19 protein-coding genes are annotated in these 22886 nt (G+C 66.9%); 6 read left to right on the top strand and 13 right to left on the bottom strand.

Annotated features, from left to right (window positions below; all coding sequences use genetic code 11):
• The first annotated feature begins 55 nt into the window (after positions 1–55).
• The 4 genes from ACVWWW_RS02130 (at position 56) to dnaG (ending at position 5696) form a co-directional block, all read left to right on the top strand.
• Positions 56–2191 carry an ATP-binding protein gene (locus ACVWWW_RS02130; RefSeq protein WP_196804433.1) on the top strand — a complete coding sequence of 712 codons (2136 nt, stop codon included), beginning with the start codon at positions 56–58 and terminating at the stop codon, positions 2189–2191.
• A gap of 27 nt (positions 2192–2218) precedes the next feature.
• A complete protein-coding gene (locus ACVWWW_RS02125; RefSeq protein WP_027084080.1) occupies positions 2219–2662 on the top strand; it encodes a GatB/YqeY domain-containing protein in 444 nt (147 codons plus the stop codon).
• A gap of 69 nt (positions 2663–2731) precedes the next feature.
• Positions 2732–3766, top strand: coding sequence for a YihY/virulence factor BrkB family protein (locus tag ACVWWW_RS02120; RefSeq protein ID WP_155914463.1), 1035 nt, complete (start codon positions 2732–2734; stop codon positions 3764–3766).
• A 178-nt stretch (positions 3767–3944) separates the two neighbouring features.
• A complete protein-coding gene (gene dnaG / locus ACVWWW_RS02115) occupies positions 3945–5696 on the top strand; it encodes a DNA primase (protein WP_027084081.1) in 1752 nt (583 codons plus the stop codon).
• Here dnaG and ACVWWW_RS02110 read toward each other — a convergent pair whose 3' ends face one another.
• The 7 genes from ACVWWW_RS02110 to ACVWWW_RS02080 all read right to left on the bottom strand — a co-directional run bounded on the left by ACVWWW_RS02110 (position 5697) and on the right by ACVWWW_RS02080 (position 12816).
• On the bottom strand, positions 5697–6824 hold the full coding sequence (locus ACVWWW_RS02110) for a GGDEF domain-containing protein (protein WP_027084082.1): 1128 nt from the start codon (positions 6822–6824) through the stop codon (positions 5697–5699).
• A 67-nt stretch (positions 6825–6891) separates the two neighbouring features.
• A complete protein-coding gene (locus tag ACVWWW_RS02105) occupies positions 6892–8028 on the bottom strand; it encodes an acyltransferase family protein (RefSeq protein WP_027084083.1) in 1137 nt (378 codons plus the stop codon).
• A gap of 22 nt (positions 8029–8050) precedes the next feature.
• Positions 8051–9322, bottom strand: a complete 1272-nt coding sequence (locus ACVWWW_RS02100; RefSeq protein ID WP_027084084.1) for a Xaa-Pro dipeptidase — start codon at positions 9320–9322, stop codon at positions 8051–8053.
• Positions 9323–9412: 90 nt separating this feature from the next.
• Positions 9413–10441 (bottom strand): heme o synthase, encoded by a 1029-nt coding sequence (locus ACVWWW_RS02095; RefSeq protein WP_081672331.1) that lies wholly within the window; start codon positions 10439–10441, stop codon positions 9413–9415.
• Entirely contained in the window at positions 10353–11513 is a 1161-nt protein-coding gene (locus tag ACVWWW_RS02090) for a COX15/CtaA family protein (RefSeq protein ID WP_027084086.1), read from the bottom strand. The genes ACVWWW_RS02095 and ACVWWW_RS02090 overlap by 89 nt, the downstream gene beginning before the upstream one ends.
• Before the next feature lie 5 nt (positions 11514–11518).
• Complete coding sequence (locus tag ACVWWW_RS02085; protein ID WP_027084087.1) at positions 11519–12103, bottom strand: hypothetical protein; 585 nt, start codon at positions 12101–12103, stop codon at positions 11519–11521.
• Positions 12100–12816 (bottom strand): SURF1 family protein, encoded by a 717-nt coding sequence (locus ACVWWW_RS02080; protein ID WP_027084088.1) that lies wholly within the window; start codon positions 12814–12816, stop codon positions 12100–12102. Before ACVWWW_RS02080 ends, ACVWWW_RS02085 begins: the two co-directional genes overlap by 4 nt.
• Before the next feature lie 69 nt (positions 12817–12885).
• Here ACVWWW_RS02080 and ACVWWW_RS02075 point away from each other — a divergent pair, with 69 nt between their 5' ends.
• Positions 12886–13116 (top strand): twin transmembrane helix small protein, encoded by a 231-nt coding sequence (locus tag ACVWWW_RS02075; RefSeq protein ID WP_027084089.1) that lies wholly within the window; start codon positions 12886–12888, stop codon positions 13114–13116.
• A gap of 73 nt (positions 13117–13189) precedes the next feature.
• Here ACVWWW_RS02075 and ACVWWW_RS02070 read toward each other — a convergent pair whose 3' ends face one another.
• The 5 genes from ACVWWW_RS02070 to coxB are packed head-to-tail and all read right to left on the bottom strand — an operon-like array spanning position 13190 to position 17421.
• Entirely contained in the window at positions 13190–14068 is an 879-nt protein-coding gene (locus ACVWWW_RS02070; RefSeq protein ID WP_027084090.1) for a cytochrome c oxidase subunit 3, read from the bottom strand.
• Positions 14069–14105: 37 nt separating this feature from the next.
• Positions 14106–14672: a cytochrome c oxidase assembly protein gene (locus tag ACVWWW_RS02065; protein WP_027084091.1), complete on the bottom strand. Its 567-nt coding sequence runs from the start codon at positions 14670–14672 to the stop codon at positions 14106–14108.
• Positions 14669–14803: a hypothetical protein gene (locus ACVWWW_RS02060; RefSeq protein ID WP_456998623.1), complete on the bottom strand. Its 135-nt coding sequence runs from the start codon at positions 14801–14803 to the stop codon at positions 14669–14671. Before ACVWWW_RS02060 ends, ACVWWW_RS02065 begins: the two co-directional genes overlap by 4 nt.
• A 13-nt stretch (positions 14804–14816) precedes the next feature.
• Positions 14817–16436 carry a cytochrome c oxidase subunit I gene (ctaD, locus tag ACVWWW_RS02055; protein ID WP_027084092.1) on the bottom strand — a complete coding sequence of 540 codons (1620 nt, stop codon included), beginning with the start codon at positions 16434–16436 and terminating at the stop codon, positions 14817–14819.
• A 28-nt stretch (positions 16437–16464) separates the two neighbouring features.
• Positions 16465–17421, bottom strand: a complete 957-nt coding sequence (gene coxB / locus ACVWWW_RS02050; RefSeq protein ID WP_051235635.1) for a cytochrome c oxidase subunit II — start codon at positions 17419–17421, stop codon at positions 16465–16467.
• Positions 17422–17712: 291 nt separating this feature from the next.
• Between coxB and putA the strand changes: the two genes are divergently transcribed.
• Positions 17713–20937, top strand: a complete 3225-nt coding sequence (gene putA / locus ACVWWW_RS02045; protein ID WP_027084094.1) for a bifunctional proline dehydrogenase/L-glutamate gamma-semialdehyde dehydrogenase PutA — start codon at positions 17713–17715, stop codon at positions 20935–20937.
• Between the two features lie 543 nt (positions 20938–21480).
• Here putA and ACVWWW_RS02040 read toward each other — a convergent pair.
• Entirely contained in the window at positions 21481–22842 is a 1362-nt protein-coding gene (locus ACVWWW_RS02040; RefSeq protein ID WP_027084095.1) for a porin, read from the bottom strand.
• Positions 22843–22886 lie beyond the last annotated feature (44 nt).

Genomic DNA, 22886 nt, shown 5'->3' with positions numbered 1-22886 from the left:
CGGCGGTCGCAGCCCGCATGCATGCCGTCGACTGCCGCTGATGCAGGCTGCGCGCATGTCATCGCCCCGCTCCCCGATGCCGGCAGGCCTGTTGCAGGTCGCCTGCGACAACGCGACGGTCGCGCTGTTCGTCGTCGACGCGCAGCGCCACTGCGTGTACATGAACGCATCGGCGGAGGCGTTGACCGGCTATGCACTGCACGAGGTGCAGGGGCGCGCGTTGCACGAGACGTTGCACCACACGCGGCCCGACGGCACGCTGTTTCCGGTCGACGAATGCCCGATCGACGGCGCCGGCCCGCGCAACGAGCAGGATCACGGCGAAGAAGTGTTCGTCCACAAGGACGGCCGCTTCTATCCGGTCGCCTATACCGCCACGCCGATCCAGGTCGATGGCGAACTCGCCGGCACCGTGATCGAACTGCGCGACATCTCGCGCGAGAAGCGTCGCGAGGAAGAGGACGTCGCGTTCCGTCGCCTGTCCGAGCAGATGCTCGACGAACTTGATCTGGGCACGCTGGTGCAGGCCGTCACCGACACTGCGACACGCCTGACCGGCGCGCAGTTCGGTGCGTTCTTCTACAACGTGGACGACGGCGACGGCGGCAGCTACATGCTGTACGCCTTGTCGGGCGTGCCGGCGGAAAGTTTTTCGAAGTTCGCGCATCCACGCGCGACGCCGCTGTTCGCACCGACCTTTCGCGGTGAAGGCACGATCTGCATCGCCGACGTGCACGCGGATACACGCTACGGCCAGTGGGCGCCGTATCACGGCATGCCGCCGGGTCACCTGCCGGTGCGCAGCTATCTCGCGGTGCCGGTGAAGTCCGACCACGACGAAGTGCTGGGCGGGCTGTTCTTCGGTCATGAACAGGCGGGTGTTTTCACGCTGGAACACGTGCGCGCGGTCGAGTCAATCGCAGCATTGGCCGCCGTCGGCATGAGCCGGTTGAGTTTGTTCGAAGCGACGCAGGCGGACGCGCGCGAAAAAGAACGCCTGTACCAGGATGCGATTCGTGCCGGCCGCATGAAGGACCAGTTCCTCGCGACCATCTCGCACGAACTGCGCACGCCGCTCACATCCATCCTCGGCTGGAGCGAGATGCTCGGCTCGGGTCGCCTGTCGCCCGACATGGCCGAGCGCGCGGTGACGACGATCGAACGCAATGCGCGCGCGCAGGCGCAGATCGTCGAGGACCTGCTCGACATCTCGCGAATCATCAGCGGCAAGCTCAATCTCACGGTGCAGGACATCGACGCCACGCAGCCGGTCGAAGCCGCGGTGGACGCGATCCGCCCCGCCGCGCTCGCGCGCGACGTGCGACTCGAAGTGCATGTCGACGATGCGGTGCGCATGCGCGCCGATCCTGATCGGCTGCAGCAGGTCGTATGGAACCTCGTCGCGAATGCGGTGAAGTTCACCGATCGCGGCGGTCGCGTCGACGTGTCGATCGCGCGTGTAGATGACGGCGTCGAAGTCCGTGTGCGCGATACCGGACGCGGCATCCAGCCGGAATTCCTGCCGCACGTATTCGAACGTTTCAGCCAGGTCGACGCGTCGTCGACGCGCGAACACGGCGGGCTCGGACTCGGGCTGTCGATCGTGCGGCATCTGGTGGAAATGCACGGCGGCACGGTGCGTGCGGATAGCGCGGGGGTTGGTCGCGGCGCGACGTTCACCGTGCGGCTGCCGATCGCGGCGATGTCGAACGGCGTCGAGATCGAGCGTCGCCATGCACCGACAATGACCTCACCGACCGCCGGAGCCGATGCGCTCACCGACTGTCACGTGCTGCTGGTCGAGAACGACGCCGACGCGCGCGCGATGCTCGCATCGGTGCTCGAAGCGCATGGCGCGACGGTCGATGCCTGCGAGTCGGGCTACGCCGCGCTCGAAGCCGCGCGGCTGCACGCGCCGTGCCTGGTCATCAGCGACATCGGCATGCCGGGCATGGACGGCTACGACTTCGTGCAGGCGCTGCGCGCGTGGGAGTACGCGAGCGGGCTGGACGCGGTGCCGGCGGTCGCGCTGACGGCGTACGCACGCGTCGAGGACCGCACGCGCGCGTTGTCGGCCGGCTTCCAGGTGCACGTCGCCAAGCCGGTGCAGCCGTCGGAGCTGGTGGCGGTCGCGCAGACGCTGCGTCACTGGCGGGCGCCGGCGTCGACCGGGCAGGCGGGAGTACCCTAGTGCGCCTTTTCCGCACCGGACCCCGCCATGAGCCTGAAGCAGCGACTCACTGACGACATGAAGACCGCCATGAAGGGCGGCGACAAGCAATCGCTCGGGGTGATCCGCCTGATCAACGCCGCGATCAAGCAGAGGGAAGTCGACGAGCGCATCGAGCTCGACGACACCGCGGTGATCGGCGTGCTCGACAAGATGGTCAAGCAGCGCCGCGATTCGGTGACCCAGTACGCCGCCGCCAATCGCGAGGACCTCGCGCAGGTCGAGCGCGACGAGATCGCCGTGATCGAGCGCTACCTGCCGGCCAAGATGGGCGAGCCCGAGATCAATGCGGCGATCGAAGCCGCCATCGCAGAGACCGGCGCCACCGGCGCGGCCGACATGGGCAAGCTGATGGGCGCGCTGAAGCCCAAGCTCGCCGGCCAGGCCGACATGGGGCTGGTGTCGAAGCTGGTGAAGGCCCGACTGGGCTGACGCACCCCCGCGGGCGACCGCCACCGGCCGCTCGCGATGCCATGACGGCGGCTGCGGCACGCTCGCCGCATGGCCCGATCGCCGTCCGACTCCGACTCCGCCAAGCACGGCGCCCCGAAGATCCACGCCAACGTGGTGAAGCCGGCGTCGCACGACGATGGGACCGGTTCCGCACCGCCCGCGGACGCACCGCCGGTCACCGCACAGCTTGACCCGACCGAGAAAGCCTCGATCACGCAGGCGGACGGCGCGCCGCCACCCGTCGACGTCAAGAAGGTGATCCGCAAAGCCAGCATCGGCTCGCTGCCGATGGCGCTGCTGCGGCGCTTCCTCGATTCCGACGTCATCACCCAGGCTGCGGCGCTCGCGTTCTATGCCGCGCTGGCGATGGCGCCGCTGCTCCTCCTGTTGCTCTGGCTCACCGCGTCGAACGCCAGCGCGCAGCAGGCAGTGATCTCGCAGGTCGGCCTGCTGGTCGGCCCACAGGCGCAGGACGTCGCGCGTCAGGTGCTCGGGCAGGCGGCCTCGACGCCGGACACCGGCTCCATGGCCGGCTGGTGGAGCATCGCGCTGCTGTTCGTCGGCTCCAGCGCCGTGTTCGCACAGCTGCAGGACGCGCTCAACCGCATCTTCCGCACCGATGCCACCGCCCTGCCCGGCCTGTGGAACTGGCTGAAAAAGCGCCTGCTCTCGTTCGGGCTGGTGCTCGCGGTGGTGTTCCTGCTGGTGATCTCGATGACGGTGACCACGCTGCTCGACCTCACCCTCGGCCGCTACGCGCAGGGCGAGACGGTCGCGGCGACGCTGGCGGCGCTGCTGGTCTACGCCTTCACCTTCGCGCTCATGTACCACTTCCTGCCCGACCGCCGCGTGCGCTGGAAACTCGCGTTCGCGGGCGGTTGCTTCACCTCGGTGCTGTTCATGGCCGGCCGCGCGGGCATCGCCTGGTACCTCACCCACCAGACCACAGCGTCGGCCTATGGCGCGATGGGCGCGCTGGTGCTGACCATGCTGTGGGTCTACTACGCCGCGATGATCCTGTTCGGCGGCGCGGTGGTGACGGCGGTCATCGACGAACGCCTCGGGCCGCCGCCGAAAGCCTGAGTCGCAGCCGCGGACACACCGGCCTGCGAAGGTAAGGCGCCCGCGTCGACTACACTCATCGCAGGCGTTCCGCCGCCATTTTCCGCGCCGGGACGCGCCGCGGCCGACTTCACGCGCGGGCATGTCCAACGCGCCGCCGCGCGCTGCGATACTCGCTGACGAGCTTTTGAGCCACCCGATGGCCCGCATCCCCGACGCCTTCATCGACGATCTTCTCGCCCGCACCGACATCGTCGAGGTGGTCGGCAGCCGCGTGCCGCTCAAGCGCCAGGGCAAGGAGTTCTCGGCGCGCTGTCCGTTCCATGACGAACGCTCGCCGAGCTTCACAGTCTCGCCGGTCAAACAGTTCTATCACTGCTTCGGCTGCGGCGCGCACGGCACCGCGATCAGTTTCGTCATGCAGTACGACCGCTTGGAATTCCTCGACGCGATCGAGGAACTGGCCAAGCGCGTCGGCATGGACGTGCCGAAGGACACGCAGCAGCGCGCGGCCGATCCGCAACTGCTCGACCTTTACGCCGTGCTCGAATCGGCGACCACGTTCTTCCGCCAGCAACTGAAGTCGAACACGAAGGCGCGCGCGTATTTCGATGCGCGCGGCGTGTCCGACGAGATTCGCGACAAGTTCCAGCTCGGCTATGCGCCCGACGGTTTCGAAGCGCTGAAGAACGCGCTGGGCACGAGCCCCCAGCGTCTCGAACTGCTCGAGCGCGCGGGCATGTTCTCGAAGAACGATTCCGGCCGCGTCTACGACAAGTTCCGCGACCGCGTGATGTTTCCCATCCACGATCGACGCGGGCGACCCATCGCATTCGGTGGCCGCGTCATCGAGAAGGACGCGAGCCCGAAGTACCTCAACTCGCCGGAGACGCGGCTGTTCCACAAGGGCCGCGAGCTGTACGGCCTGTGGCAGGTGCGCGGCGCCAACTCGAAGATCGAGCGGTTGATCGTCGTCGAGGGCTACATGGACGTGATCGCGCTATTCCAGCACGGCGTGCCGCAGGCCGTCGCGACACTGGGCACTGCGACCACGCCGGACCATGCGGAGCTGCTGTTCCGCAACGCACCCGACGTCTACTTCTGTTTCGACGGCGACCGCGCCGGGCGCAGCGCCGCATGGCGTGCGGTGGAATCCGTTCTGCCACGCATGAAGGACGGCCGCCAGGCGTTCTTCCTGTTCCTGCCCGAAGGCGAAGACCCGGACTCGATCGTGCGCAACGAAGGCCGCGACGGTTTCGAAGCGCGCCTGCTCGACGCGACGCCGCTGTCGCAGTTCCTGTTCGACACGCTGTCGGTCGACGTGAACCTCGCGACGCTGGAAGGCAAAGGTCGCCTCGCCGAACGCGCGAAGCCATTGCTCGCGCAGATTCCGGACGGCGCGTTCGCCGATCTAATGCGCCAGCGTCTTACCGAGATCACCGGCGTCGGCGCGCGCAACGCGTCGCCCGACACGCATGTGCCTGCGCAACGCGCGCGTGCCACGCCGTCGCGCAATGCGCCGCCGCCGAAACGCAGCCTCGTGCGTAGCGCGATCCTCTACCTGCTGCATAAGCCGGCGCTGGCGCTGGAGATTCCGGCGAATCCGCCGTTCGCCGCGTTGCGTCAGCCGGGCGTTCCGTTGCTCGTTGAACTGATTGAACTCGTGCACGCAAGGCCCGACATCGGTGCCGCGGCATTGATAGAGCACTTCGCGGGGCGTGAGGAGCAGGAGCCGCTGCAGAAACTCGTCGTGCAGACGTTGCCCGGCATCGACGAGAACTGGCGCGCCGAGTTGCTCGACAACGTCGTCAACCTCAACAAGGCGGCGACCGATCAGCGCATGGCCGAGTTGCGGCAGGTCCTCGCGGAAACCGGGCGCTTGTCGGACGAGGAAAAAGTCGAGCTGCGCGAACTGCTGACGCAGCGTCCCGGCGCCACGAACGCCAGCTGATTACGCGGCCGCGACGCGATCGCGACCTTCGCTCTTCGCGCGATAGAGCGCGCCATCCGCACTACCCAGCAACGTCGATACCGAACTGCCTTCGACGTACTGCGCGACGCCCGCGGAGAACGTGAGGTCCAGCGCGCCCGCCTGCGTGTCGAATGCATGCGCCACCGTCGCCGTGCGCATGCGTTCGAGGCACTGCATCGCGCCGTCGAGCGTCGTATGCGGCAGCACCAGCAGGAACTCCTCGCCGCCGTAACGGCCGAACGCGTCATCGACGTCCTGTCGCGCGATCAGGTCGAGCTCGCGCGCCTGCCGACGCACAAGGTCGCAGAAGCCACGCAGGATCTCGTCGCCCACCGGATGCCCGTACGCGTCGTTGATGCGCTTGAAGTGATCGAGATCGATGATCGCGACGCAGAACGGCAGGTGGAAACGCTCGGCACGCGCGCGCTCTTTCTCCAGCGCCTGCATCAGGTAGCGACGGTTGCGCGCGCCAGTGAGTTCGTCGCGTTCGGAAAGATCCTTGACCCGCTCCAGTGCTTCTTCGAGTGCGTGCTTTTTATCCGCGAGCTTGGCGCGCAGGTGCGCGAAATAGCCGCCGACGAACGAGATCCACAGCGTGATCATCAGCAAAACGACGAGCCGCAGCACCTCCATGTGGAATGCGGGCGTGTCGAGCGGGCGATCGTGGTACTCGACGACCATGAGCCCGGCATAGCCGCCGACCGCAACGGCCGACAATCGCAGGAACTGGCGCGTATCCAGCCCGAACATGCCGAAGAAGAACATCGCCACGAACAGCATCAACATCAGGCTGCGCGCATCGTTATGCATCAGGTGGATGACCGCCAGCGCCAGCACCAGCGCGACGAGGATCTGCGGCACCAGCAGCGTCGGGTCGCGCAACCTGCGGCTGTAGCCGCTGCGGATCAGCGCGAAGAACGCCACGTTGAACGCCATCGCGATGCCGAGCAGCCCGAACAGCGCCGAGTAGCCGTATTGCATCCATCCCCAGCGCACTGCGAGCGAGCCCGGCAGCAGGAACATGAGGTAGCTCGCCAGCCCCATCAGCTGCCGCTTGAGGCGGACACGCGTCTTGGGATCGCGGGATAGCAGGCGCGGGAAGATCATGGCCGCTACGTTAGACGGGCGCGGGTGGGCGCCCGGTTAGGTTCGCGCCGCAGTCGCGTGCGTCGCGTCACACGGCTTCGGGCAGGGCCGCCGGGGACGTCGCGCGAGCGCGTTGCAACCGTTGCCGTATGCGCAGCCCTGGCCGCTCGACGACGTAGTGGAGCAGCGCGCCGATCGCCACGGCCGCGACCCCGATCAACGCGAACCGCGCGATGCCCTGCATGTCTTCCGGCAGCAGCCCGTCGACCACTGCGAACGTCGCCTTGTGCGTGAGGTACAGGCTGTATGACGCCGCGGCGACCCATCCGGCGCCCGGCGGCGTAAGGCGCGAGGTCCAGCTGTTAGCCGTCGCGCCGGCAGCCACGAGCAACGCCATCGCGAACGACGCCAGCGGGAAACCGGCCACGCTCGCCAGCAACCCGTCGCGCTCGGTCGTTACGACGACGGCGGCCGCGAGGCAGGCGAGCCCGCCAAGAGCGATCGAGCCGTTGCGCGCTGCGATCGCCGTCCACCACGACGGCCGCCACGTGCGGATGGCGGCGAGCAGCACGCCGAACAGCAGGCCGTCGAGGCGACACCACGTCGGGTAGTAGATCCACTCCACCCAGCGCGCACCGAAGGCCGATGGCCCGCCGGACGTGCTGCGCAGGGGCGCCAGCCACTGCGTCCAGACGATCCCGCGCCACGCGATGCCGGCGAGCACCGTCGCAATTGCAATCGCCGCCACGCCGCGACCGCCGATGCGTCGCACCAGCAACATCGCGAGCGCAGGAAACACGAGGTAGAAGTGTTCTTCGACGCAGAGCGACCACGCATGCGAGAACGCCCTGTCGTGCGAGTAGTCGACGAACAGGTTCTGCGTGAACGTCAGGAACATCCATAACGGCGGAAGGCGATGGACTTCGCGGATCGCAGGCACAGCCACATACAGGGCGAGCACCACGAGGAACGCCGGCAGGATCCGGAACGCGCGACGCGTGTAGAAATCGGCGTACGAAAAGCGCTCGCCGCGCGCGATGCCGGCGAACACCTGCGATGCGATGAGATAACCGCTGAGCACGAAGAACAGGTCGACGCCCATCCAGCCCGGCGTCGCCAGCCAGTCCCAGCGCCCCATCCCGCCGACCAGCCAGGAGTGGAACAGCATCACCCACACGATCGCGACGGCGCGCAGTCCGTCGAGTCCCCGAATCCTTTCGTTCATGTGCCTTCCGTGCGTGAATGAATTAGTGGGTGTTCTTGACCACGTCGCCGCCCTTCATCACGAAGGGCACGGTCTGCAGCACGGTGACGTCCTGCGTGGGATCGCCCGATACCGCGATCATGTCGGCGAAACGGCCGGCTTCCACAACGCCGACGCTCTTGTTCGCCAGTGCTTCGGACGCGTTGATCGTCGCCGCCTGGATGGCCTGCACCGGCGTCATGCCGTAGCGCACCATCACCGGGAACTGCTTGGCGTTGTCGCCGTGCGGGTACACGCCGGCGTCGGTGCCGAAGATCATGTGCACGCCGGCCTTGACCGCCTTTCGGAAATTCTCGCGCTGGATCTCGCCGATGTCGCGATCCTTGCGCAGGTTGTCTTCCAGGACGCCGTTCTTCTTGCCTTCGGCCTGCGTGTAGTCGGTGTTGTAGATGTCCATCGACAGCCACGAGCCGTGCTGCTTGGCGAGCTTGATGCCTTCATCGTCGATCAGCGATGCATGTTCGATCGTATCGACGCCGGCGCGGATCGCATCCTTGATGCCGGCCGCGCCGTGCGCATGTGCAGCGACCTTCAGCGACGCCATGTGCGCTTCGTCGACGATCGCCTTCATCTCATCGAGCGTGAGCTGCTGCGCGCCGGGTTCGTCGCCGTGCGAGAACACGCCGCCGGTCGCGCAGATCTTGATCACCTGCGCGCCGTACTTGTGCAGCGTGCGCACCACCTTGCGGCCGTCTTCCGGGCTGTCGACATTGAACGGCCCCTTCTGGTCCATCGACGGCGGGAAGAACGTCGAATCGCAGTGTCCGCCCGTCGCGCCCACCGCATATGTCGCGGTGACCACGCGCGGACCGATCAGCTTGTGCTGCTCGATCGCCTGCCGAAGGCCGACGTCGTCCCATGCATCGCTGCCGACGTTGCGCACCGTGGTGAAGCCGGCCATCAGCGTCTTCTGCGCATTCGGCACCTGGACCACCGACCAGAACCGATCACCGAACTGCAGGCCGGTGTAGCCGCCGTAGGTGGGGTCGCTGTCGAGATGCACATGCATGTCGATCAGCCCCGGCAGCAGCGTCATGCCCGGCAGGTCCACATGCTTCGCATCCGCAGGAGCCGCATCGCCCGCATGTCCGACCGACACGATGCGCTCGCCCTGCACCACGATCTGCGGATGCTCCACGTACTGCCCCGTGCGCACGTCGAGCAATCGATCGGCAGTGACGACGGTGGCCTGCTGCGCCTGTGCGGCGAGCGGAAGAAGCGTGGCGATTGCGACGGCGATCAGGCGATGGCGCACGGGAAGACTCGGTTCGATCGGAACACCGAGTATCGCAAAGCGTGGGCGTGCAGCATCGTGCCGGAACGCACCATCCGTGTACGACGTGGCTTAGCCCACGCGTCGAAACACCACCGGCGACACCGGCTCGAGCCACGGAAGCAGCCAGTGGTCGACGAGCAGGAAGGCGAACAGCGCCATCAGGTAGACGATGGAATAGTTGAAGACCTTCATCGCGTACAGCTCGTCCGGCGGGTCGAGCAGGCGCCAGGCGTGCTTGAGGAACACAAGGCCGAGCACCAGTGCGCCGCCGAGGTAGAACATCCCGCTCATGCCCGCGGCCCACGGCAGCACGGTCACTGCGACGAGCAGCACGGTGTAGATCAGGATCTGCCAGCGCGTGTATTCGACGCCGTGCGTGACGGGCAGCATCGGCACCAGTGCGCGCGCGTAGTCGTCGCGACGGAAGATGGCCAGCGCCCAGAAGTGCGGCGGCGTCCACACGAAGATGATCAGCACCAGCAGCAGCGAATGCGCCCAGTCCCAGTCGCCGCGCATGCCGGTGACCGCGGCCCAGCCGAGCAACGGCGGAGCGGCGCCGGCGATGCCGCCGATCACGATGTTCTGCGGCGTCGCGCGCTTGAGGAACACGGTGTAGATCACCGCGTAGCCGATCAGCGATGCGAACGTCAGCACCGCGGTGATCGTGTTGACGAACAGCACCAGCAGCGCCATCGACAGCGCGGCGAGCACGAGTGCGAACACCAGCGCGCGCGTATGCGTGATCTGCCCGACGACGATCGGCCGCCACGACGTGCGCGCCATCTTCGCGTCGATGCGCGAGTCGAGCAGTTGATTGATCGCAGCAGCGGACGATGCCGCCAGCCAGATGCCGAGGAAGCCCAGCACCGACTCGCGCAACGGCGGCAGGCCCGGCACGGCAAGGAACATGCCCACCAACGCGGTGAACACGATCAGCGCGACCACGCGGGGCTTGGTCAGCGCGAAGTACTGGCGCAGCGTCGCGGTCATGGGCGGCTCCGTGCGTGCATCAGACCCTCGGCGCGCGCACGCGGGCGAGCAGCGTGACGAGCGTCGCGAGCAACAGCGCGGCACCCGCGTTGTGCGACACCGCGACATGCAGCGGCAGGCCGAGCTTGACGTTGGCGATGCCGAGCGCGACCTGCGCGAGCGTCAGCACACCCAGCACCGTGCCCCAGCCGCGCATGCCCGGCGTGCGCAGCAGTCGCAGCGCGAGCCCGAGCAGGTAGACGAACACGACGCCGGCCATGATGCGGTGTGCGAGCTGGATCGCGATGCGCGATGCGCCGTCGAGCACGCCGCCTTCGTAGTCCACGCCGACGCCACGCCACAGCACGAAGCCCTGATGGAAATTCGCGGGCGGCATCCACTCGCCCACGCACTTCGGGAAGTCGTTGCCGCAGGCGAGCGCCGCGTAGTTCGAACTCACCCAACCACCGAGCGCGATCTGGATGCCGAGCAGGACCACACCGATCGCGACGAGGCGACACAGCGTGCGCGCTTCGGCGAGGCGGATCGGAAGATTGGTTGCGCGCCACGCCATCCACAGCAGCAAGGCGAATGTGGTCAGGCCGCCAAGCAGATGGCCCATCACCACGATCGGCTTGAGCAGCCAGGTGACCGTCCACATGCCGAGCAGCGCCTGGAACACGATGGTCATCAGCACCAGTGCGGCGACGCGGGACAGATCGCTGTTGTCCCACCGCACCGCCGCGGCGAGCAGGATCAGTTCACCCGCGATCGCGAGCACGGCGGCCGGCGTGTACTGCGCATGCATGTAAAGCGGAATCGAAATGCCGACGAGCACGCCCGCGACCAGCACCTGCGCGATGCCGAGTCGACGGCGGCGCGCGGCGAGCAGCGCGAGCACGAACACCAGCCCGCCCAGCGTCGCGGCGAGATGCCGGTGCAACTGCTCGCGCCAGGCCTTGGTCGGGTCGGCGACGCGGATCGCGTTGGCCGCGTGTTGCGCGACGTCGCTGGCCTGCGTCGGCCATGCCGCACGGCCGTAGCAGGTCGGCCAATCGGGGCAGCTCAGGCCCGCGTTCGACAGCCGCACGAACGCACCGAACACGATGACGCACAGCGCCAGCGTCGCCGCCAGCCACGCGATGCGATGGAAGTGGCGGTACGGCGTGCGGACCGAATCGGATCGCGGGGTCGAGCCCATGGACGTCATTGCAGCTTCAGAAGTCGGTTGAGGTCCTCGCGCAGGCCCGCGAGGTCGGTGTCGGGCGCGTAGCGCAGCACCACGAAGCCATTGGGATCGACGACGTATACCGGCAGGCCGCCAGCGGCGTCCACCCGCGGCAGCTTCGCACGCGCCGCATCACCGGCGATCACATGCAGCGTGGTCGGCGCCGCCAGGCCCTGCGGCCAACTGCAGCTCGACGTCGCGCACCACCACAGGATGTGGACGCGCGGCGCGTCCTTGTTGAGCACTTCCCAGACGACGCCTATGTCGTGTGCGCGCCGACGGCAGGCGTCGTCGCACTCGTTCGGCGCTGGCACGACGATGCGCCAGATACGCTTGATCGGCGTCCATGCGTAGGCGCGGCCGTCGATATCGCGAAGGCGTGCATCGCGCAGGTCGGTGTACGGATCGAGCAGCTCGCCCTTCTGCTTGGTCGCGGCCGGATGGATGTCGGCGAAGCGCAACAAGCCGGCGATCGCCATCGTGCCGAAGAACAGCACGACGATGACCAGCAACGTGATGCGGTTGCGGCGACGTTGCGCGTCGGGCGGTGTATCGGCGGTCATCGGCGACTCCGGCGGAACGTGAGGACGAGCGCGGTCACCAGAACGGTGATCGCAAGCCCGAACCACTGCACGGCGTAGCCGCGATGGCGTTCGGGCGGAAGCGTATTGACCAGCAGCTCGAGATCGCGCGGATAACCGATCGGCAGCGCGGGATCCAGCCGCAGCACGCGCGGTGCGAGGGCCGGCAGGCCGAGTTCCTTTGCGACGACGGTCGGCTCGAGCCGCACGACCAGCCAAGCATCGCCCTGCTTCGCCATCGGCGCGCCCATGCGCAGGCCGGTCGACGGCGGCGGCACCAGCAGGCCGCGCACCGTCTGCGCTCCGCGCGGCGGCGTGATCTTCGGCAGCACGCGATCGGCAGCAAGCGGAAGCCAGCCGAGATCGACGAGCAGCGGCGTACCGGCATCGGGCGCGAATACGGAATACGCGTGCACACCGACGCGGCCGTCGCGCTGCTGGTTGTCGAGCATCAGCGGCGCGGCATCAACGAAGTGGCCGCTGCCCGCAGTCCATGCGTACGACGTGGACTGCGCCGCATCGTTCGCCGCCGACAGCGGCACGGCGCGGCGGTCCTTCAGCACGCTCGCCACGTTCGCGAGCAGCCGTTCCTTTTCGACGGCGCGATCGCTCTGCCACACACCCAGACGCGCGAAGCCCGCGGCGGTGAGCAGCGCGAAGGTCCAGCCGAGCAGCAGCGTTCCGCGGCGGCTCACGACAGGCGGACGCCCGGACGCGATAATGCGCAGCGACGCATCGTCACCCGAACCCCGTAGGAGCCGCGCGTGAGCCATTCGCTGAAAACGCTGATCGTCATTGCGTTCCTGATCGCGATCATCTGGAACCTCGGCGCGGGGCTGTACTACATGCTGGTCGACAAGGGCGGCAGCAAGCGCACCGTCAATGCATTGACCCGTCGCATCGTGCTGTCGGTCGTGCTGTTCCTGGGTGTCGCGTTCGCCGCGTGGATGGGCTGGATCGACCTGCACGGCGTCGGTTCCAACCCCTCGCACTGACGCCCGACCGCAACCCCCAGACGCCAACGGGCCGGCGAGTGCCGGCCCGTCGTCGCATCCTGCGTCGCGGTGCTTAGAGCACGTAGACGAACAGGAACAGGCCGAGCCAGACCACGTCGACGAAGTGCCAGTACCAGGCCACCGCTTCGAACGCGAAGTGGTTGTCGCGATCGAAGTGGCCCTTGGCGCAACGCAGCCAGATGATCGCCAGCATGATCGTGCCGAGGGTGACGTGCAGGCCGTGGAAGCCGGTCAGCATGAAGAACGTCGAGCCGTAGATGCCCGAACCCAGCGTCAGGTTGAGCTCCTTGTAGGCCTCGGCGTACTCGGTCGACTGGAAGTACAGGAACGTGCAGCCCAGCAGCACGGTCAGGCCGAGCCAGACCAGCAGCGACTTGCGATGACCGGCCTTGAGCGCGTGGTGCGCGGCGGTCACCGTGCTACCCGACGTCAGCAGGATCAGCGTGTTGACCAGCGGCAGGCCCCACGCCGGGATCGTGCGGAACTCGCCGCCGACCGCGCCCGGGCCGTTGTTCGGCCAGCCGGCGCTGAAGTTCTGCCACAGCAGCGCATGCGTCGCAGCGCCGTCACCTTCGCCGCCCCACCACGGCAGCGAGTACTGACGGGTGTAGAACAGCGCGCCGAAGAACGCGGCGAAGAACATCACTTCCGAAAAGATGAACCACACCATGCCCATGCGGAACGAGATGTCCACCTGGCGGTTGTAGTTGCCGGTGATCGACTCGCGGATCACGTCGCGGAACCACATGAAGAGCACGGCCATCACCAGAGCGACGCCCGCCAGGAACACCGGGCGGCCCCACGAGAGTTCGTTGAGCCAGCTGGCGAAGCCGATCATCGTGACGAACAGCGCGATCGAGCCGAGGAACGGCCAGCGGCTGCTGTGCGGCACGAAATACACGTTGCGATCGGTGGGATGGGCGTGGGCCATGTCGGCGTTCCGTAGGTCGTGATTCAAGGTTCCGCAGTCACGGCGCCGCGCCGACACCGGCGGGCGCGGGCCCGAGGCGTGCGGTCAACGTATCGTTGCGGAAGAAGGTATAGGACAACGTGAGCGTCGAGATGTCCGGCGGAAGCGCCGGATCGACGATGAAACGCACCGGCATCTCGCGCGATTCACCCGCCGCGAGCGTCTGCGCGGTGAAGCAGAAGCATTCGGTCTTGACGAAGTATTTCGACGCACGCGACGGCGCGACCGATGGCGCGGCGCTGCCCACGATGGGACGCGTTGCATCGTTCTTCGCGAAGTAGGTGGTCTCGTACGGCTTGCCGACCTGCACGCGCATCGACATGCGATCCGGATGAAACTGCCAGTCGAGCTTGGAGTTGACGTTGCCGTCGAACTCGACCGTCACCCAGCGCGTGCCGACCGCACCGGAACCGCCTTCGCGCTGCGGCCCCTGCGCGAGCTTGATGCCGAACACCTTCTCGCAGGCGATGCGATACAGCGGCACCAGGCTGAAGGTGAAGCCGAAGGCCAGCAGCGACACCGCCACCAGCTTGCCCCAGCCGGAATTGCGCGCGTCGGCGGTCATCGGGTGAGTGCGGTGAACGCGATGAAGCCGACGAACACGGCGACCGCGAACAGCCCGAACCACAACGCAGTACGACGCGCCCGCGCGATGCGCGGGTCGTCGGGTGTACGCGGGGCGGTCGGGCCGGTCATTCGGTCGACGGAATCAGTGCGTGATGTCGCCGTGGGCGAGGTCGCCGTCGCGGATCACCGGCGGCACCGTGAAGGTGTGGTGCGGCGCTGGGCTCGGCACGGTCCACTCCAGGCCCTTCGCGCCTTCCCACACGCGCGCCGTCGCCGGCTCGCCGTACTTCTTCGAATGCCAGAGCACGAACAGCATGATGAACGGCGTGGCGAACATGCCGAACGCACCGATCGAGCTGACGAGGTTCCAGTCCGCGAACACGACGTTGTAGTCGGGGATGCGGCGCGGCATGCCGGCGAGGCCGAGGAAGTGCTGCGGGAAGAACAGCAGGTTCACGAACACGATCGACCACCAGAAGTGGAAGCCCGCGAGCTTCTGGCTGTACATCTTGCCGGTCCACTTCGGCCACCAGTAGTACGTGGCCGCGATGATCGAGAACAGCGCGCCGGTCACCAGCACGTAGTGGAAGTGCGCCACCACGAAGTAGGTGTCGTGGTACTGGAAGTCGGCGGGGACGATCGCGAGCATCAGGCCCGAGAAACCGCCGATGGTGAACAGGATGACGAACGCCAGCGCCCACTTCATCGGCGCTTCGAACGACAGCGAGCCGCGCCACATCGTGGTGACCCAGTTGAACACCTTCACGCCGGTCGGGATCGCGATGAGCATCGTCGCGAACATGAAGTAGATCTCGCCACCGAGCGGCATGCCGACGGTGAACATGTGGTGCGCCCACACGATGAACGACAGGAACGCGATCGAGGCGGTCGCGTACACCATGGCCTGGTAACCGAACAGCGGCTTGCGGCTGAAGGTCGGGATGATCTCCGACACGATGCCGAACGCCGGCAGGATCATGATGTAGACCTCGGGGTGACCGAAGAACCAGAAGATGTGCTGGAACATCACCGGGTCACCGCCGCCAGCCACGTTGAAGAAGCTGGTGTGGAAGTACTTGTCGGTCAGCAGCATCGTCACCGCGCCGGCGAGCACCGGCATCACGGCGATCAGCAGGAACGCGGTGATCAGCCACGTCCACACGAAGATCGGCATCTTCAGCAGGTCGACGCCCGGGGCGCGCATGTTGAGGATGGTGGCGATGATGTTGATCGCGCCCATGATCGAGCTGATGCCCATCAGGTGGACGGCGAACACCAGGAACGCGACGTTGTAGCCGCCCTGCAGCGACAGCGGCGGATACATCGTCCAGCCGCCGGCGGGCGCGCCGCCCGGCAGGAAGTAGGTCATCAGCAGCAGCGTGAACGCGAACGGCATGATCCAGAAGGACCAGTTGTTCATGCGCGGCAGCGCCATGTCGGGCGCGCCGATCTGCAGCGGGATCATCCAGTTGCCGAGGCCGACGAACGCCGGCATGACGCCGCCGAAGATCATCACCAGCGCGTGCATGGTGGTGAACGAGTTGAACAGCATCGGATCGAAGTACTGCAGGCCCGGCTTCATCAGCTCGGCGCGGATCAGCACCGAGAGGAACGCGCCCACGATGAACATCGTGAACGAGAAGATCAGGTACAGCGTTCCGATGTCCTTGTGGTTCGTCGAGAAGAACCAGCGCTCGATGAAGCCCTGCTGGTGGCCGTGCTCATCGGAATGATGGTCGGCGACGGGATGCGTGACAGCCATTGGGACTACCTCTGCGTATTCGGTGCGATCAGCCGGCGACCGGAGCGGTCGTGGCGTCGGTATTCGGGGCGGCGGCGGTGGCCGGCTGCGAGGTCGTGGCCGGCGTCGTCGACGGCGCGGCGGCCGGAGCCGCGGGGGCGGCAGGCGCAGCGGCGGGCTGCGGCTGGCGCGAGGCCAGCCACTGCTGGAACTCGGCCTTGGGCACCGCGCGCACGACGATCGGCATGAAGCCGTGGTCCTTGCCGCAGAGCTCGGCGCATTGGCCGCGGTAGATGCCCGGCTGGTCGACGCGCGCCCAGGCCTCGTTGATTTCGCCCGGGATGGCGTCCTGCTTCCAGCCCAGCGACGGCACCCACCACGCGTGGATCACGTCGTCGGCGGTGACCACGAAGCGGATCTTGGTGTTGGTCGGGACAACCAGCTCGTTGTCGACCTCGAGCAGGTAGTTCGGGTTCGTCTCCGCGGTCGGCACCTTGCCGCTCTGGCGCATCGAGTCGCTCTCGCGCTTGAGGCGGCTCGTCATCGAGACGCCCTGGCCGAGGTAGTCGTACTTCCACATCCACTGGTAGCCGGTGACCTTGATGGTCATCTCGGACTGGCGGACGTCGTACATGTTGATGAGCTTGTGGGTCGCCGGGAACGCCATGCCGACCAGGATCACGATCGGGATGACGGTCCACAGGATTTCGAGCTTCGTGCTGTGCGTGAAGTCGACGTCCGGCACCGCGCCCTTGGACTTGCGGAACTTCACCATCGCCACGGCCATCGCGCCGAACACGAGGATGCCGATGGCGACGCAGATCCACAGCGCGAGCATGTGCGCGGAATAAGCGTTGTGTGAGATCTGCGTCACGCCCTCGCGCATATTGAGCTGCCAGCGATGCGGACTGGTCGGATCGCCCGGATGCTGCTGCGCGATGGCGAGGACCGGCAGGGTGAGGGCGACCAGGCCCGCAGCCCACTGCTTGATACGACCGGCTTTCATCAGATGGAGCCCCAGATCAGCAAATTGGCGTGAATTCGGATTTTCCGCCGGCTGCCGTCCTGCGTCGCGCGCCAGCGCGATCGACGGGAGGAAAGGGAGCCGCCGACGGACCGGGACGGCCCGCCTCCTGGCCGGAGCCAGAGCGTTATGGAAACCGAGAAATGTTAGCCCTGCACGCCGGACCCGGCAAGCAAAAGCGGTCGCGAAAGCCGTATCCGCCGGGCATTCCGCGCGACCCGCGAGGGCGCGATCGCTAGACTACGCGGCTTCCGTCGCAGTTGTTGGGATCCGATGTCGACTCCGTCCCCCGCCGTGCCCGGTACACCGGTGCACGTCCTGATCGCGCCCGAGCTGCCCGCCCCGCCGCCGGGCCCGCGCGCCGCCATCACCGCCGGCTGGGTGCGCGACGAGGCCGCCCACGTCCGCCGCCTGCTCGACCTCGCCCGCCTGCCGGAGGCCGACCGCGCCGCCGTGAAGGCCACCGCCGCCGATCTGGTGACCCGCGTGCGCCGCCGCGCGACCGACCAGGGCGCGATCGAGGCCTTCATGCGCCAGTACGACCTCGGCAGCGAGGAAGGCGTGCTGCTGATGTGCGTGGCCGAGGCGCTGTTGCGCATTCCGGACGCCGAGACCGCCGACCGCCTGATCCGCGACAAGCTCGGCGACGCCGACTGGAAGCGGCACATGGGCCAGTCGCCGTCGGTACTGGTCAACGCGTCGACCTGGGGCCTGATGCTGACCGGCCATCTGGTCGACCTCGCCGACGACACCAAGCGCGACGTGCACGGCGCCTTCAAGCGCCTGGTCGGCCGCGTCGGCGAACCCGTCATTCGCCTCGCCGTGCGCCAGGCGATGCGCATCATGGGCCACCAGTTCGTCATGGGCCGCACGATCGACGAAGCGCTCGCGCGGTCGCGCAAGGGCGACAACGCGGCCTATCGCTATTCGTTCGACATGCTCGGCGAAGCCGCGCTCACGCGGGCCGACGCCGACCGCTATCTCAACGCGTATCGCATGGCGATTCATGCGATCGGCAAGCACGCGGCGAAGGAAGGCACGGTCGATCCGTCGCACGCGGTCGCCGTGTTCGCCGCGCCGTCGATCTCGGTGAAGTTGTCCGCGCTGCATCCGCGCTACGAGCACGCCAAACGCGCGCGCGTCGCCGCCGAACTGACGCCGCGCGTGCTGGAACTCGCGCAGCTCGCGAAGTCGTACGCCATCGGCTTCACCGTCGATGCGGAAGAAGCCGATCGCCTCGAACTGTCGCTCGACGTCATCGCCGGTGCGTATTCGGATGCGTCGCTCGCCGGCTGGGAAGGGTTCGGCCTCGCGATCCAGGCGTATTCCAAGCGCTGCCCGGAAGTCGTCGATTTCATCGCCGATCTCGCGCGTCGCACCGGTCGCCGCATTCCGGTGCGCCTGGTCAAGGGCGCGTACTGGGACGCGGAGGTCAAGCGCGCGCAGGTCGACGGCATGCCGGGCTATCCGGTGTTCACGCGCAAGCCGAATACCGACGTCAGCTATGTCGCGAACGCGCGCAAGATGCTGGATTCGTCGGATGCGATCTACCCGATGTTCGCGACACACAACGCGCAGACGATTGCGCACGTGCATCGCATGGCGGCCGGCCGCGCATTCGAGTTCCAGAAGCTGCACGGCATGGGCGACGACCTGTATGCCGAAGTGATTCCCGCCGATCGCCTGAACGTGCCGTGTCGCGTGTATGCGCCGGTGGGTTCGCACGAAGACCTGCTGCCTTATCTCGTGCGCCGCCTGCTCGAGAACGGCGCGAACTCGAGCTTCGTCAACCGCATCACCGACGAATCGATTCCGGTCGACGAACTCATCCGCGACCCGATCGACGTCGTGTCGCAGTTCGAGTCGATCCCGCACCCCCGCATTCCGCTGCCGGTCGATCTCTACCGCAGCTTCGGCATTTCCAGGAGCAATTCGATGGGCGTGAACCTCGCCAACGACGACGCGCTGCGCGCACTCGCCGACCAGGTAAATGCCGCGGCCGCGCAGCCGTGGTTCGCGGAGCCGCTCGTCGCGGGCGCGAAGGCATCGGGCGAACGCATCGCGGTGACGAATCCTTCGGATCGTCGCGAAGTGGTCGGTCACTGGATCGCTGCCGATACCGCGCTCGTCGAGCGTGCGCTCGTCAATGCAAGCGCCGCGCACGATGCGTGGAACACGACCCCGGCCGCCAGCCGCGCCGCGATCCTCGAGCACGCCGCGAACCTGCTCGAACAGCGCATGCCGGCGTACATCGCGATGTGCACCAAGGAAGCGGGCAAGACGATTCCGGACGGCATCGCCGAAGTGCGCGAAGCCGTCGACTTCCTGCGCTACTACGCCGAGCAGTCGCGCACGCTGTTCAAGCCCGAGGCCCTGCCCGGCCCGACCGGTGAATCGAACACGCTGCAGCTGTCGGGGCGCGGCACGTTCGTGTGCATCTCGCCGTGGAATTTCCCGCTCGCGATCTTCCTGGGCCAGATCACCGCCGCGCTTGCGGCGGGCAACTGCGTGATCGCCAAGCCGGCCGAGCAGACCAACCTCGTCGGCTTCGCCGCGGTGAAATTGCTGCACGAAGCCGGCGTGCCGGAAGCGGTGCTGCAGTTCCTGCCGGGCGACGGGGCCACCGTCGGCGCCGCATTGACGCGCGACGATCGCATCGTCGGCGTCGCGTTCACCGGTTCGACCGACACCGCACGTGCGATCAACCGTGCGCTCGCCGCACGCGAGAACGCACCGATCGGCGTGCTGATCGCCGAGACCGGCGGCCAGAACGCATTGATCGCCGATTCGTCGTCGTTGCCCGAACAGGTAGTGAAGGATGCAATCGGCTCGGCGTTCACTTCGGCCGGCCAGCGCTGCTCCGCCGCGCGCGTGCTGTTCGTGCAGGACGACATCGCCGACAAGGTAACCAAGATGCTTGCCGGCGCGATGGCCGAACTCGTCGTCGGCGATCCGGGGCTGCTGTCGACCGATGTCGGCCCTGTGATCGACGAGGACGCACTGCGCGTGCTGAAAGAACACGCGGCGCGCATGGACAAGGAAGCGGTCGCGAAGATCGCTGAAGTCGGCCTCGGCGAGAACGCCGCGCACGGCAGCTTCTTCGCGCCGCGCGCGTATGAGCTGCGCTCGCTCGACCAGTTGCATCGCGAAGTGTTCGGTCCGGTGCTGCACGTAATCCGCTGGAAGGCCGACCAGCTCGACGTGGTGATCGACGCGATCAACGCGACCGGTTACGGCCTCACGCTCGGCGTGCATTCGCGCATCGACGCGACGATCGACAAGATCGCGAGCCGCATCAAGGTCGGCAACTGCTATGTCAACCGCAACCAGATCGGCGCGGTGGTCGGCGTGCAGCCGTTCGGCGGCCAGAACCTGTCGGGCACCGGCCCGAAAGCCGGCGGCCCGCACTACCTGCCGCGCTTCGCGACGGAGAAGACGATCACCGTCAACACGACGGCCGCGGGTGGCAATGCATCGCTGCTGACGCTGGGCGACTGAAGCACGCGGCACAGATGCACAAGAGCCCCGCGAATGCGGGGCTTTTTGTTTTGGCGATCTCACCGTCGAGGTGCAGCGGGAACAGCCAAGCGCCCACATCAATCGTCGGACGTGGTCGTGCGTCGCGCCAGTGCGTTCGAAACAAACTCGAGTTCAGATCACGAGGCACCGAAGGCCATGCAAAGCGTCGGAGCCACGCACCAACTCCTCTCGACAACCACATCATTCGTGAAACCCGAAGGGCGGCGCACACGGATGTGCGCCGTCCGCACCCGAGCCAGGATGGCAAGTGTGCGGATCGTGGAAAACTCACACGATCGCGCGCTGTAGATCTGATCGGGGAAGGCGCTTTCTTTGGTTACCTTTTTTTGCACCAACAAAGAAAAGTAACTCGAGCGCGCAGAGCACGAACGCTCTCGCTTCAACGCAACGCAACCGAGCAGCCGAGCAGCCGAGCAGCCGAGCAAGCAAGAAAGAACTCGCACGCGGCCAAAAGAAAAGCCCCGCCGAAGCGGGGCTTTTTAGCGACACGGTTGCAGCCGATCAGAACTTGAACTGCGCCGCCACACCGAACAGATCCGCGTGCGCGTTGAACACGCCGGTCAGCTTCGAACCACTCGACGACGTAGCACCGTTGATGGTCGGATCGTCAACGTTGATGCGCATATACGCCGCATCGACGCTGAACGTCTCGCTGACGTTCCAGGTAGCGCCGAGCGAGAAGATCTTGCGATCCGCGTCCGGCAGGCGCGGCGTGCGGTACGTGTCGTTGGTCGGCGACTCGTCCAGCGCGATACCGGCACGAAGCGTCCAGGTCGGGCTCAGGTCCCACTCTCCGCCGAGCGAGTAGAAGTTCGTGTCCTTCCACTGGAACGGCTCATTGCCGAGCACGCCGCCGCCTGCGCGGAAGATCTGCACGGCCTTGAGCGAATGCCAATCGGTGGCCTGATAGTCGGCCATCAGGCGGAAGCTGTCGCTGAAGTCGTACTCGACCGACACGGTCGTGACGCTCGGAGTGGTGAGCGGGGCGGAGATCGCACCGTTCTGGAAACGCGACGCTGCGACGGCCATGACAGCCGACGGCATCGTGAACGTTGCGTCGCCCTGCAGATCGTGGTCGATCTCCGAACGGTGTGCCACGCCAATGGTCAGCGCATCGGTCGGGCGCCACTGCAGGCCCACGCGCCAGCCGAGGCCGGTGTCGTCGCCCTGCACTTCCACGGTGCCGTCATTGCCCTGCGGATGGAACGGCGAGACGGGGCTGAAGCAGGTGGCCGGGTTCGTGGAGCAGATGGCCGTGCCCGCGTCGATCGCGTTCGACAGCGTGACGTCCGCGCGCTGCACGATCGCGCCGAAGCCGATCGAGAAGCGGTCGGTGATGGCGAGCGCAGCCGAGAGGTTGAGGTCGACGGTCTTAACGTCCGACTTGATGGCGTTGTAGCGGCCCACCCAGTTCGGGTCGTATTCGGTCTTGAGGCCGAACGGCGCGTCGACGCTGACGCCGACGGTGACGTTGTCGAGCGCGCCCGACAGCGGGAACACGGCCGAGAGCGCCGGGACGATCGTCGGATCACCCGGGTCGCCGCCGTTTCCGCCAGTGAGCGGGGTCGGCGGGAACGGCGGGCTCGGCAGGGCGGTGCTGCCGCCTCCAGTAAATTCCGCGTCGAGGTCGATATCCGTCAGATCAACCTGCACGGCGTTGCGGGTGAAGTTCACCATCGCAGCCGGGTTGTTAGACACGACGGAAGCGTCGTTCTTGGCCACGGCGGTACCGGAGTTGGCGCGGCCGAGGTTCTTGACGCTGTTCTCGCGGATCTGGAAGCCGGACGCATGGGCATTGCCCAGCGTCAACACGCCGGCGACGCCGAGCGCGAGCGCGGTGAAGCGCATGAAGCCGTTCTGCATGTCTCTCTCCGAAGGAATTTTGTGCTGTGCCGGTCGGGCCGGCT

Source organism: Lysobacter sp. HA18, assembly GCF_054057595.1.
The sequence above is the reverse complement of the archived record's forward strand: the minus strand, read 5'-3'. Positions and strand labels throughout refer to the sequence as shown.

Excerpts from the sequence above, each read along its gene's own strand:
- coxB (WP_051235635.1), bottom strand. The coding sequence starts at position 17,421 with ATGAAAGCCGGTCGTATCAAGCAGTGGGCTGCGGGCCTGGTCGCCCTC.
- dnaG (WP_027084081.1), top strand. The coding sequence starts at position 3,945 with ATGGCCCGCATCCCCGACGCCTTCATCGACGATCTTCTCGCCCGCACC.
- ACVWWW_RS02070 (WP_027084090.1), bottom strand. The coding sequence starts at position 14,068 with ATGGCCCACGCCCATCCCACCGATCGCAACGTGTATTTCGTGCCGCAC.
- ACVWWW_RS02090 (WP_027084086.1), bottom strand. The coding sequence starts at position 11,513 with ATGGGCTCGACCCCGCGATCCGATTCGGTCCGCACGCCGTACCGCCAC.
- ACVWWW_RS02110 (WP_027084082.1), bottom strand. The coding sequence starts at position 6,824 with ATGATCTTCCCGCGCCTGCTATCCCGCGATCCCAAGACGCGTGTCCGC.
- putA (WP_027084094.1), top strand. The coding sequence starts at position 17,713 with ATGTCGACTCCGTCCCCCGCCGTGCCCGGTACACCGGTGCACGTCCTG.
- ctaD (WP_027084092.1), bottom strand. The coding sequence starts at position 16,436 with ATGGCTGTCACGCATCCCGTCGCCGACCATCATTCCGATGAGCACGGC.
- ACVWWW_RS02085 (WP_027084087.1), bottom strand. The coding sequence starts at position 12,103 with ATGACCGCCGATACACCGCCCGACGCGCAACGTCGCCGCAACCGCATC.
- ACVWWW_RS02120 (WP_155914463.1), top strand. The coding sequence starts at position 2,732 with ATGGCCCGATCGCCGTCCGACTCCGACTCCGCCAAGCACGGCGCCCCG.
- ACVWWW_RS02130 (WP_196804433.1), top strand. The coding sequence starts at position 56 with ATGTCATCGCCCCGCTCCCCGATGCCGGCAGGCCTGTTGCAGGTCGCC.
- ACVWWW_RS02125 (WP_027084080.1), top strand. The coding sequence starts at position 2,219 with ATGAGCCTGAAGCAGCGACTCACTGACGACATGAAGACCGCCATGAAG.
- ACVWWW_RS02040 (WP_027084095.1), bottom strand. The coding sequence starts at position 22,842 with ATGCAGAACGGCTTCATGCGCTTCACCGCGCTCGCGCTCGGCGTCGCC.
- ACVWWW_RS02105 (WP_027084083.1), bottom strand. The coding sequence starts at position 8,028 with ATGAACGAAAGGATTCGGGGACTCGACGGACTGCGCGCCGTCGCGATC.
- ACVWWW_RS02095 (WP_081672331.1), bottom strand. The coding sequence starts at position 10,441 with ATGTCGCGGTGTCGCACAACGCGGGTGCCGCGCTGTTGCTCGCGACGC.
- ACVWWW_RS02065 (WP_027084091.1), bottom strand. The coding sequence starts at position 14,672 with ATGACCGCCGACGCGCGCAATTCCGGCTGGGGCAAGCTGGTGGCGGTG.
- ACVWWW_RS02060 (WP_456998623.1), bottom strand. The coding sequence starts at position 14,803 with ATGACCGGCCCGACCGCCCCGCGTACACCCGACGACCCGCGCATCGCG.